We start from the raw sequence: 11,083 nt of genomic DNA on the forward strand, positions 1-11,083 counted from the left end.
GCCCTCCCCCGCCCGCCGGGGCAGCGCATCGCGGTGGCGGCCGATGCCGCGTTCAGCTTCCTCTATCCGCACCAGGCGGCAGGCTGGCGGGCGGCGGGCGCGGAGATCGTGCCGTTCTCGCCGCTCGCCGACGAGGCACCGAGCCAGGGGTGCGACGTGTGCTGGCTGCCCGGCGGCTATCCCGAGCTCCATGCCGGCCGGATCGCCGCGGCGACGACCTTCCTCGGCGGCCTGCGCAGCTTTGCCGAGACACGGCCGGTGCACGGCGAGTGCGGCGGCTACATGGTTCTGGGCGAGAGCCTCGAGGATGCCGCCGGCATGCAGCATCCGATGGCCGGGCTTTTGCCGGTCGCGACCTCGTACAAGTCGCGCAAGTTGCATCTCGGGTATCGCGTCGCACATCCCATCGCCGATGGGCTTCTGGGGCGGGCGGGGCTGCGCCTCGTCGGCCACGAGTTCCACTACGCGAGCGAGTCGACCCCGCCGCCCTCCGAGGACGAAGCGTTCTGTCGGGTCGCCGACGCGGAAGGGACGGATCTCGGGGTTGCCGGGCATCGGCGCGGCCGCGTCACCGGCACGTTCTTCCACCTGATCGCGCTCGACGACTGACGGACGACGACGGTGGGCCGGCAGCGCTCAGCGATCGGAGACGAGCGCCGCCCCGATCGGGGGCGGACCGTCCCGGCTCACTCGGCGGCTTCGGCCTCGGCCGTGTCCGCCTGGCCATGGCCGAGCTTGGCCACCGTCCGCACGATCGCGAGCACGTCGCGGCGCATCTGGTCGTTCTCGATCAGCGCGTAGGCCCGCAGCAGCTCGATTGCGCCGTGGGCGCTGAGGAAGCCGAACACGTCCTCCTTCGGCGCCGCGCCCTCCTCCTTCTCCTCGAAGAAGGCTGAGACCGGAACCTCGAGCAGGCGCGCGATCTCGCGCAGGCGCCCCGCGCCGACGCGGTTCTGCCCCTTCTCGTACTTCTGGACCTGCTGGAAGGTGACGCCCACCGCCGTCCCGAGGGCCGTCTGGCTCAGCCCTCGCGCCTTGCGGAGCGCGGTGATGCGGAGACCGACGAGGCGGTCGACGTCGGTGGTCTGTTTGGGCATCATCGTCAGACACAATCCCATTTCGCGGTCGCGACCGGGTGGGTGACCGTCATCCTCGGACGGTCGACACGCCGACCGGGAGATTGACAGCCGGTTGCGGAGGCCGCCACCTACCTCGCGCCCGTCACGGTGCCGTGCCAACGTCTTGTCAGAGCGAAGGGATAGCCACCTGAGCGCCTCAACTGAAGACAACTAGGACACGAAATAAATCTGAATGCAAGCTTAGATCGATCAGATCGAGGCCTTGTCACGACGTTTGCGCTGCGACGCTACGAGCCTGCGCTAAAACTATAGTATGTTGGTTCGACAGGTGGCGTCGGCCTACCGAAGCGGTCCTCGGTACGAATTACGCAGATTCGGGCGTTGGAATCAGGGTGGTGGCGAGATGCCACCACATCATGGAGACATTGATGTTCATTGCGATGAATCGTTTCAAAGTGGTTAAGGAATCGACAACGGATTTCGAGCAGGTCTGGCTCGGCCGCGACAGTCATCTCGGCGAGATGCCGGGCTTCGTCGAGTTTCATCTTCTGCGCGGACCCGAGGCGGAAGATCACGTGCTCTACGCCTCGCACACGATTTGGCGGTCGAAGGCCGATTTCGAGGCCGGGACCCGCTCCGAGCAGTTCCGCAAGGCGCACGGCCGCGTGCCGACGACGAAGCCGCTCTATCTCGGCCACCCGCAATTCGAGGGCTTCGAGACGATCCAGACCGTCGGCGGGGCGAGCGGCGACGTCGCAGCGGCCTGATCACACGGCCTCGGCGTCCCGAAGGCGGGACCGCCGAGGTTCCTCCATCCCGGCCGCCGGCTCGTCTCCTCCGGCGTGATGCGAGCGGGGCGCGATCGGCGCCCCCGCGTCGAAAACGGTTCCGGCACGCTCGAAGCCGAAGCGCGGCGGGCCGCCGACGCATGCACGCCAAAGCGCGTCTTCGGCACGCATCGCTGCATCCCACCGCGTCGGCACGAGGGGCGTGCCTCCGACCCGCACCGGAACCGCCATCACTCGAACGTGAAGCTTGACCGTGAAGCCGTCGGGTCCGTGACGGCGTAGGACGGCCGCTGCGACTCGATTGCGCGTGATCGACGCGATCCTGACGAAACCCTCTCTCAGTAGTTTGCTCGCGTTGCGAGGCGCTGGTCGGACCCTTAAGGCCGAGTCATCTCGCGCAAGGTGACGGGTGTCGTGATCGCGGCCCTACGCTTGCTCCATAGTCCAAGAGTGCTCTTCTCGACGCGCGATCCGTGTCGTTTCGGGACACCGTCCGGTTCAGTTCGGAACATGGCGCGCCAGATGTTTCAAGATCGCCTGCCTGAGACTTTCCAGCCGCTGCCGACTTCGGCGGAGCGGCGGCGCAATGTATGGACGGCGCTGCTCCCGCGTCGGCGCCGCGGCGCGTTCCGCATCGGCATCTCGGCCTCGGTGGCGATGACCGACATCCTGTCGATCGTCATCACGACGATGGTGGTCGAATACGGCTATTTCTTCCTTCTGAACGGCGAGATGATGCCGTTCTCGGCGAGCTGGGGCCTGCAGCTCTCCGGTCTGCTGGCGATCGTCATCGTCGCGACGTCCGCCCTGCGCGAGGAATACGCGATCGAGGCGATGCTGGCGCAGAAGGCGTCGCTGCAGAAGAGCGCGGCCCGGTGGGTCGTCGCCTGGGCTGCGGCGCTCGTGGTCGGCTTCATCACCAAGACGACGAACGAGGTCTCGCGCGTCGTCGCCCTCACCGTGTTCGTCTCGGGCCTGCCGGTCTTGATGCTGGCGCATGCGGCGATGATCGGGCTCGTGCGCCGCAGCGTGACGCCGGCTTCCGCCTCGGTGAGCCGCGTCCACCTCGTCGGCTTCGAGGACGACATCGCCCGATTCTACGCCAGCAACGAGGCCGATTCGCTCGGCCTGCGCGTCGTCGGCACCAGCTATCTCCGCCGGGTCGACGCCCGCGCGGACGAGGCCACCCGCCATGCGCAGATGTCGGAGGATCTCGACCTCGCGGTCTCCGTGGTGCGCTTCCTGCGCCCCGACGACGTCTTCATCCTCGTGCCCTGGGCCGACACCGCCGAGGTGGAGCGCTGCATCGACGCGTTCCTGCGGGTGCCGGCGGCGCTGCACCTGCGCCCCGGTTCCGTGCTCGACCGCTTCCCCGACATGCAGGTGTCCCGGGTCGGCCGCCTCTCCGGCATCAACATCGGCCGCCGTCCGCTGAGCATGGCCGAGGTGCTGCTGAAGCGCCTCCTCGACGTGACGCTCGCCACGATCGCCCTCGTCGCGCTGAGCCCGCTGCTTGCGGCCATCGCCGTGGCGATCAAGCTCGACAGCCCCGGCCCGGTGTTCTTCCGGCAGAAGCGCTACGGCTTCAATCAGCAACCCTTCGGCGTGTTCAAGTTCCGCAGCATGAAGGCCGAGGCGGAGGCGGTGTTCAAGCAGGCCTCGCGCAACGATTCGCGCATCACCCGCATCGGTGCCTTCCTGCGCCGGTCCAACCTCGACGAGCTGCCGCAGATCCTGAACGTGCTGAAGGGCGAGATGTCGCTCGTCGGGCCTCGCCCGCACGCGCTCGCGCACGACCGCAGCTTCGAGCGACGCATCGCCCTCTACGCGCGCCGACACAACGTCCGCCCCGGCATCACCGGCTGGGCGCAGGTCAACGGCCTGCGCGGCGAGACCCTGACCGACCTCGACATGGAGCGCCGGGTCAACCACGACCTGCACTACATCGACAACTGGTCGATCTGGTTCGACATCCAGATCATGTTCCAGACGGTGTTCTCGCGCCGCGCCTACCGCAACGCGTTCTGAGCCGGAGTTCCGCGAGCGGCGTCCCGGGATCAGTGGGCGCCGTCGGACTGCCGCCCGTGGCAGGCGCCGCACTCGCCCTCGACCTCGAGGATCCGGCTCGCCGGGCGGAACCCCGCCCGCTCCAGGGTGCGCCCGAGCCCGGCCTCGATCTCGGGCGAGGTGGTCTCGTCGATGCCGCCGCAGCTCCGGCAGATCAGGAACACCAGCCCCTCTCCCGCGCCGTGCTCGTGCGCGCAGGACACGAACGCATTGCGGCTGGCGATGCGGTGGACGAGGCCGTTCTCGGTCAGGAAGTCGAGCGCGCGGTAGACCGAGACGGCGGCCACCCGGCGATCCGGCCCGCTCAGGCGCTCGGCGATGTCGTAGGCACCCATCGGCTTGCCCGTCTCCGCGACGGCCTGCAGCACGTCGTGCCGCAGCTTGGTGAAGTGCAGGCTCCTGTCGCGGCAGAGCTTCTCGGCACGCGCCATCGTCGCGGCGGCGTGCTCCGCGTCGCACGCCTCCCCTTCGTGCCCGGCGTGATCGTGCATCCCGATCCTTGCGGCCGGGGCGCCCCGATTGAACGCCGCCGGTGTTACAGTGTATCACCACGGATTATAGGCCGCGCCACCGGTCCGGGCAACGGATCGGCCTTCGGCGCTCGCGCACCCTCGACGAAGATCGTCCCCTTGAGACCCAGATCCCGCCCGCCGGCTTCCTCGGCCGCATCGCTGTTCCAGAGCGGCCTGGCGTTCCGCCTCGGCCTCGCCGCCGCGCTTGCCGCGCCGCTCTGGCTGGCGATCGCCTGGACGCTGGGCGCGTGACCGCGCGCACGCCCGTGGCCGCCGGCGACATCCGCCTCGACGGACTGACGCTCGGCTACGACCGGCATCCGGCGGTGCACCACCTCGACGGCACCATCCACCGCGGCGACCTGCTGGCGCTGGTCGGCCCGAACGGCGCCGGCAAGTCGACCCTGCTGAAAGGGCTGATCGGCGAGATCCCCAGCCTCGACGGGCAGATCCACCGCGGCATGCCGGCCCGCACGCTGGCCTACCTGCCGCAGGCGGACGAGATCGACCGCAGCTTCCCCCTGAGCGTCCTCGATCTCGCCAGCATGGGCCTGTGGCGCCGATCCGGCGCCTGGCGGAGCCTGCTCGGGCATCGAGGCGCCGTGCTGAAGGCGCTCGACGCCGTCGGGCTGTCCGGCTTCGAGGCACGGCCGATCGGCACCCTCTCGGGCGGCCAGTTCCAGCGCGCGCTGTTCGCGCGCCTGATCCTCCAGGACGCGCAGGTGCTCCTGCTCGACGAGCCGTTCACCGGAGTCGACGCGCGCACCACCGCCGACCTGATCGCGCTGATCCGCACGTGGCACGTCGAGGGCCGGACCATTGTCGCGGCGCTGCACGACCTGGCGCAGGTCCGTGCGTACTTCCCGAAGACGCTCCTGCTCGCGCGGGAGCCGGTCGCCTGGGGCGCGACGGCCTCGGTGCTGTCGCCGCAGAACCTCGCCCGCGCCACCCGCCTGTCCGAGGCCTGGGACGAGGACGCCGCCATCTGCGCCCACGACCATGCCCAAGTCGCCCCGGCACCCGACGGGTCCGGGCACGACAATGGGCACGATCACACGCACGGGCATCACCATCGCCCGGCCCCACCCGAGCAGCACGAGACCGCGGCGTGATCGATCCCTTCGCGCCGTTCGTCGAGTTCGGCTTCATGCGCCGGGCGTTGGTCGGCTGCCTCGCGCTGTCGATCTCGGCGCCGCCGGTCGGCGTGTTCCTGATGCTCCGACGCATGAGCCTGATGAGCGAGGCGATGAGCCATGCCATCCTGCCCGGCGCCGCCGTCGGCTTCCTGGTGGCGGGCCTGTCGCTGCCGGCGATGACGCTGGGCGGGCTCGTCGCGGGGCTCGCGGTCGCCCTGCTCGCCGGCCTCGTCACCCGCTCGACCGTGATCCGCGAGGATGCGAGTCTGGCCGCGTTCTACCTGATCTCGCTCGCCGCCGGCGTGCTGCTGGTGTCGATGCGCGGCTCGCAGATCGACCTGCTGCACATCCTGTTCGGCACGGTGCTGGCGCTCGACGACCCGGCGTTGCTGCTGCTCGGCGGCATCGCGACGGCGACCCTGTTCGGCCTCGCGCTGATCTACCGGCCGCTGGTGATGGAATGCGTCGACCCGCTGTTCCTGCGCACGGTGAGCCGCAGCGGCGGTCCGGTGCACTACGCCTTCCTCGGCCTCGTGGTGATGAACCTCGTCGGCGGGTTCCAGGCGCTCGGCACCCTGCTCGCGGTCGGGCTGATGCTGCTTCCGGCGATCGCCGCCCGGTTCTGGGCGCGCGGGCTCGGCACGCTGATCCCGGCCTCGATGCTGATCGCGGTGGTGGCGAGCTTCTCGGGCCTGAGCCTGTCCTACCATCTCGACCTGCCGACCGGGCCGGCGATCGTGCTGGCGGCCGGCGCGCTCTATCTCGTGTCGATGCTGGCGGGCCCGCGCGGAGGGCTGCTCTACCGCTTGGTGAAGCCGCGGCATCTCGAGGCGTGAGGCGGAGCCGCACGATCGCGGTTCAGAGGTGGAACAGGCTCATGATCCCGGCGACGATCGCGTAGGCGAAGCCGGCATTGAGCAGCACGCCCAGGCTCCCGATCCCGAGACCGACCAGCACCAGGATGCCGTCGCGCTCGACCAGCCCGAGGCCGACGAGGCAGACGGCGAGCCCGAGCGGGATCTGGCCGATCACCGGCGCGGCGACGATCAGCGCCAGCGACAGCGTCAGCAGGGCGATGCCCATGCCGCGCATGCCGAGCGCCGTCTCGAACACGCTGAGCCGTGGCCGCGACCAACGCTCCAGCCGCCGCAGCACCGGCACGGCGCGCTTGACGGCCCGCTCGACGTCCTTCCGGGCGACCGATCGTCCCAGCAGCGCCTTCGGCAGCCAGGGCGACGACTTGCCGATCGCGATCTGCACGGCGACGAGCAGCAGCAGCAGGCCGCAGACCAGGGGGATCGGCGGCGGCATCGGCAGGCAGTTCGGCAGGCCGAGCAGCACCACGAGCAGCGCGAAGGCACGGTCCCGCAGCACCGCGACGATGTCGCCGACGGTCAGGCGGTCTCCCTCTTGGCTGGCGAGAACCGTGAGGACGTCGGACGTTCGGGCACCGGAATACAAAACGTGGCCGCAGGTTGCTGTCCCGGCGCGGGCTCTAGCCGAGTTCGGCACCGCCGCCAAGCATGGGCCTCGCCCCCTCCCCGGCGGCGCACCGTCCGCGGGAAACCGACAGGCCTAGAAGCTTCAGAAAGGACATTTTTCCTTCAGGTTGGCTGGGCGCTTCATGCGTAACTTGAAGTTATATACTCCAAGTTGCGGTTGATTGTTTCACGGCCGAATGGTGGAAAAATCGACGACCGTCTTCGAAACTGTCGCGACATCTCTCCTGAATCGCCCCATGTTGCGAGCCTTCGAGATATAAGATTTTCATCTTGTATTAGGAGTCATCGGCTTGGCACGGCTCGCGTCCCCGCACCGAAGGCGCCGTCTCGCGGCAGCGGTGGCGTGCCTGCTCTGCACCGTTCCAGCCGCATCCCCCACGGCTCGGGCCGGCGATCTCGACACCCTGCTGTTCGGCAGCCTGGATGCCGGCGCCGCGAATTTCCTGTCCATCGGCGCCAAGATCGCGCTGGACAAGCTCGACCGGCCGGGTTTCGTCGCGCTCGCCAGCCTCGGCGGCGGGCGCCGCAACGAGATGGCGTGCGGCTGCGATTCGTGGGGCAGCGCTCGCCTGTCGCGCTACACCGTGCTCGGCGCGGCGCTGGCGGGCTATCAGTGGTTCCCGGATTGGGGCGTCGTCGCGCTCTATGCCGGGCCGGAGGGTGCGTACGAAGCCCTGACGGACGGGCGCAGCGTGGCGACGCTTCCGATGCGTTGGGGCCTTCGCCTGCACGGCGAGGTCTGGGCGCGCCCGACCGACGAGAGCCTGGTTCAGGCGACCCTGGTCCTGGGCTCGGCGCGCGATTCGGCCTGGTCTCGGATCGCCCTCGGCTATCGCGCCTGGGGCTTCTACCTCGGCCCCGAAGTCAGCCTCTACGCCGACCGGACCGGCTATACGAAGTGGAATTTCGGCGCCCACGCCACCGATTTCGCAGTCGGCAGCTACAGTTTTCGCGTGTCGGGCGGCGTACAGGTCGAGAGTACCGAAAGGCGGCCGAGCCCGTACCTCGCGTTGTCAATCTGGACACCGTGGTGAGCGATGCTCGACCCATCCGCGGCTGGCCGAACCATGCTACGATTGCCAGCAGCAGACGCAGCGGAAACGCGACGTCGTTCGGTTGGTGATCGTATGGACGCAATCAGCATCTTCGACGCAGACAGTTCGCTCGGCTCACTTCTCGATGCGCTCGAGGCTGGCCAGGACGTGCTCGTCCTGCGCGACGGCAAACCCGTCGCACGGCTCGTCCCGCCGACCCGTGAGGATACCACGGCCCTGACGGTTGGCGGGCTGCGCGCGTTGCGCGATCGCATCGCCGCCCGCGGTGAAACGTTCAGCCCAGATGAGATAGAGATTTTTCGTGGCGAAGACCGCCGGTGAGCCTCTGCATCCTAGATGCGTCGATGGCCCTCGCTTGGGTCCTGCCGATCGAGAGCGATGCGAGCGATATTCTCGAACAGGTCGCGGCAAAAGGTGCGATCGTGCCTGGCCTCTGGGCTCTCGAGGTCAGGCACGTCCTTCTTACGGCTGAGCGGAAGCGCCGCATCGTAACGGCAGAGAGGACTCAGGCTCTCGAGCTTCTCGCAGCCCTACCGATCTCGATCGATACCGAGACCGCGCGACATGCCTGGTCGGCGACGATGACGCTCGCCTCCAAGCACGGGCTCTCGCTGTACGATGCGAGCTATCTCGAATTGGCGATTCGGTGTTCACGCCCCCTCGCCTCGCGCGATGCGAAGCTCCTTCGCGCCGCGTCCGCCTGCAGCGTTCCAGTTATCGTTTAATCTCGCCCGCCGGCGCATCGGCGCTCAGCCCATCGAGGAACGACGCCGCGTCCGCCGCGATCTCGGCCTTGCGTGCGGGCGGCATCGCGGCGAGCGTGCGATAGGGCATCGACAGGCGCGGGTTGCCTTCGAGGCGGCCGGCGTTGGCGATGAGGAAGTTCCAGTACAGGTAGTTGAACGGGCAGGCGTCCGTGCCGGCCTTCTTCGCGACGTCGTAGCGGCAGGCGCCGCAGTAATCCGACATCCGGTTAATGTAGGCACCGGAAGCCGCGTACGGCTTCGATCCCATCACGCCGCCATCGGCCCACAGCACCATGCCGTGCACGTTCGGCAGCTCGACCCACTCGTAGGCGTCGGCGAAGACGATCAGGTACCATTCCTCGACCTGCGCCGGCGAAAGCCCTGCGAGCAGGGCGAAGTTGCCGGTGACCATCAGGCGCTGGATGTGGTGGGCATAGGCATGGGCCCGCGTCTCGGCGACGACCTGCGCGAGGCAGTTCATCTCCGTCTCGCCCGACCAGTAGAACCACGGCAGGTCGCGCCGCGCGTCGAGGGCGTTGGTCTCGGCATAGGCCGGCATCCGCGCCCAGTAGAGACCGCGCACGTATTCGCGCCAGCCGAGGATCTGGCGGATGAAGCCCTCGACGCAGTGCAGCGGGGCCGCGCCCTCGCGATAGGCGCGCTCGGCGGCACGGCAGACTTCCTCCGCGGTGAGCAGGCCGGCATTGAGCGGCGGCGAGATCAGCGCGTGGTACAGGAACGGCGCGTCGGTCTTCATCGCGTCCTGGTAGTCGCCGAAGGTCGGCAGGCAGTCGGCGATGAAGTGCTTCAGGGCCTCGAGCGCGTCGCGGCGGGTCACCGGCCAGCCGAAGCCGTCGAGATCGCCGAAATGCCCGGCGAACGCGCGGGCGACGAGGTCGAGCACCGCGCGCGTCGTCGCGTCCGGCTCGAAGCGCAGGCGGCTCGGGACGGCATGGCCCCGCGGCAGCTTCTTGCGGTTGTCGGCGTCGAAGTTCCACTGGCCGCCGACGGGATCCTTGCCGTCCATCAGCAGGCCGGTGCGGCGGCGCATGCCGCGGTAGAACGTCTCCATGCGCAGCGCCCGGCGGTCCCCGGCCCAGTCGGCGAAATCGCGGCGCGGGCACAGGAAGCGGTTGTCGTCGCGGATCTCGACCGGGACGGCGAGGTCGTCGCGCCACGCCTGCATCATCGACCAGACCCGCCATTCGCCGGGTTCGGTCACGATGACACGGTCCGGCGCGTGCCGGGCCACCGCGCGCGCGAGCTCACCGGTGAAGCTGCCGCTGTTGCCGGGATCGTCGAGGCGGACGTAATCCACCATGACGCCCTCGGCTTCGAGCTCCGCCGCGAAGTGGCGCATGGCCGAGAACAGGAAGGCGATCTTCTGCTTGTGATGGCGGACGTAGGTCGCCTCCGCCATCACCTCGACGATGAGCACCACGTCGGGCGCGTCGAGATCGACGAGGCTCGACACGCGCCGGTTGAGCTGGTCGCCCAGCACGAAGCGCAGGGTCTTCCGCCCTGCGGTGTTCCGCGTTGCCAAGCGCCTCAGCCCTTGGTGCGCAGCATCGAGCGGCCGCCGTCGGCGCCGATGATCTGCCCGGTGATCCAGGCGGCCTCGGCCGAGACGAGGAAGGCGGCGAGCCCTGCGATGTCCTCCGGCGTGCCGAGGCGCTGCAGGGCATGCATCGCGGCGATGCCCTGGGCCAGGGTGGCGTTGCCGGTGATCGCGGCGGCGAGCGGCGTCCGGGTCAGCGAGGGCGCCACCACGTTGATGCGCACGTGCGGCGCGAGCTCGGCTGCCAGCGACAGGGCGAGGCCTTCGACCGCCCCCTTCGCCATGGCGACCGAGGCGTGGGCCGGAAACCCCTGCGCCACCGCGACGGTGGAGAACAGGACGACGCCCGCGCCCGCCTCGCCGGCACCGGCCTTCAGCGTGCCGGCCGCTGCCTGAATCGCGGAAAAGGCGCCGAGCGCGTTGACCCGGAAATCGGTCTCGGCATCCGTCCGGGTCAGGCGGGCGAGCGGCCGCAGGTTGATGGTGCCGACCGCGTAGACGAGGCCGGCGAGGCGATCGCCTGCCTCCGCGGTAGCCTGAGCGAAGAAGTCGGGGTCGGCGACGTCGCCGGCCGTCACGGTGGTCTCGCCGAGTTCGGCCGCCGCGGCTTCGAGCCGACCGCGGTCGCGCGCCGCGAGGT

At 69.3% G+C, this 11,083-nt stretch carries 13 protein-coding genes and 1 pseudogene; 9 read left to right on the plus strand and 5 right to left on the minus strand.

What is annotated here, in order from left to right:
* Positions 1-609 (plus strand): annotated as a pseudogene (locus FV223_RS10705) (cobyrinic acid a,c-diamide synthase); the annotation flags it as partial.
* A gap of 77 nt (positions 610-686) precedes the next feature.
* Here FV223_RS10705 and FV223_RS10710 read toward each other — a convergent pair.
* Entirely contained in the window at positions 687-1,100 is a 414-nt protein-coding gene (locus FV223_RS10710; RefSeq protein ID WP_147727032.1) for a helix-turn-helix transcriptional regulator, read from the minus strand.
* Between the two features lie 407 nt (positions 1,101-1,507).
* Between FV223_RS10710 and FV223_RS10715 the strand changes: the two genes are divergently transcribed.
* Entirely contained in the window at positions 1,508-1,846 is a 339-nt protein-coding gene (locus FV223_RS10715; protein WP_147727033.1) for an antibiotic biosynthesis monooxygenase, read from the plus strand.
* Between the two features lie 543 nt (positions 1,847-2,389).
* The gene (locus FV223_RS10720; RefSeq protein ID WP_147727034.1) at positions 2,390-3,895 is read left to right on the plus strand and encodes an undecaprenyl-phosphate glucose phosphotransferase; all 1,506 of its coding nucleotides are present in this window, start codon (positions 2,390-2,392) and stop codon (positions 3,893-3,895) included.
* A 29-nt stretch (positions 3,896-3,924) separates the two neighbouring features.
* Here the strand turns inward: FV223_RS10720 and FV223_RS10725 are convergent, their stop codons facing one another.
* Positions 3,925-4,425, minus strand: a complete 501-nt coding sequence (locus FV223_RS10725; RefSeq protein ID WP_147727035.1) for a Fur family transcriptional regulator — start codon at positions 4,423-4,425, stop codon at positions 3,925-3,927.
* 138 nt (positions 4,426-4,563) lie between these two features.
* On the opposite strand from FV223_RS10725, the gene FV223_RS32415 reads away from it, so the two are divergent.
* The 3 genes from FV223_RS32415 to FV223_RS10735 are packed head-to-tail and all read left to right on the plus strand — an operon-like array spanning position 4,564 to position 6,418.
* Positions 4,564-4,698: a hypothetical protein gene (locus FV223_RS32415; protein ID WP_279592978.1), complete on the plus strand. Its 135-nt coding sequence runs from the start codon at positions 4,564-4,566 to the stop codon at positions 4,696-4,698.
* The gene (locus FV223_RS10730) at positions 4,695-5,558 is read left to right on the plus strand and encodes an ABC transporter ATP-binding protein (RefSeq protein WP_246689660.1); all 864 of its coding nucleotides are present in this window, start codon (positions 4,695-4,697) and stop codon (positions 5,556-5,558) included. The genes FV223_RS32415 and FV223_RS10730 overlap by 4 nt, the downstream gene beginning before the upstream one ends.
* Complete coding sequence (locus FV223_RS10735) at positions 5,555-6,418, plus strand: metal ABC transporter permease (protein ID WP_147727036.1); 864 nt, start codon at positions 5,555-5,557, stop codon at positions 6,416-6,418. The genes FV223_RS10730 and FV223_RS10735 overlap by 4 nt, the downstream gene beginning before the upstream one ends.
* A 22-nt stretch (positions 6,419-6,440) precedes the next feature.
* On the opposite strand, the gene FV223_RS10740 is transcribed toward FV223_RS10735, so the two are convergent.
* Complete coding sequence (locus FV223_RS10740; RefSeq protein ID WP_147727042.1) at positions 6,441-7,043, minus strand: exopolysaccharide biosynthesis protein; 603 nt, start codon at positions 7,041-7,043, stop codon at positions 6,441-6,443.
* Between the two features lie 331 nt (positions 7,044-7,374).
* On the opposite strand from FV223_RS10740, the gene bcsS reads away from it, so the two are divergent.
* The 3 genes from bcsS to FV223_RS10755 all read left to right on the plus strand — a co-directional run bounded on the left by bcsS (position 7,375) and on the right by FV223_RS10755 (position 8,864).
* Entirely contained in the window at positions 7,375-8,118 is a 744-nt protein-coding gene (gene bcsS / locus FV223_RS10745; protein WP_246686446.1) for a cellulose biosynthesis protein BcsS, read from the plus strand.
* A 93-nt stretch (positions 8,119-8,211) separates the two neighbouring features.
* Positions 8,212-8,460, plus strand: coding sequence for a type II toxin-antitoxin system Phd/YefM family antitoxin (locus tag FV223_RS10750; protein ID WP_187274776.1), 249 nt, complete (start codon positions 8,212-8,214; stop codon positions 8,458-8,460).
* Positions 8,457-8,864 carry a type II toxin-antitoxin system VapC family toxin gene (locus FV223_RS10755; RefSeq protein WP_147727038.1) on the plus strand — a complete coding sequence of 136 codons (408 nt, stop codon included), beginning with the start codon at positions 8,457-8,459 and terminating at the stop codon, positions 8,862-8,864. The genes FV223_RS10750 and FV223_RS10755 overlap by 4 nt, the downstream gene beginning before the upstream one ends.
* Here the strand turns inward: FV223_RS10755 and FV223_RS10760 are convergent.
* Positions 8,854-10,428 (minus strand): cryptochrome/photolyase family protein, encoded by a 1,575-nt coding sequence (locus FV223_RS10760; RefSeq protein WP_147727039.1) that lies wholly within the window; start codon positions 10,426-10,428, stop codon positions 8,854-8,856. The genes FV223_RS10755 and FV223_RS10760 overlap by 11 nt on opposite strands.
* A 5-nt stretch (positions 10,429-10,433) precedes the next feature.
* On the minus strand, positions 10,434-11,083 hold a 650-nt coding region (locus tag FV223_RS10765; RefSeq protein WP_147727040.1), incomplete at its 5' end, for an SDR family oxidoreductase.

Source organism: Methylobacterium sp. WL116 (assembly GCF_008039455.1).
In the GTDB taxonomy this organism is placed as follows: domain Bacteria; phylum Pseudomonadota; class Alphaproteobacteria; order Rhizobiales; family Beijerinckiaceae; genus Methylobacterium.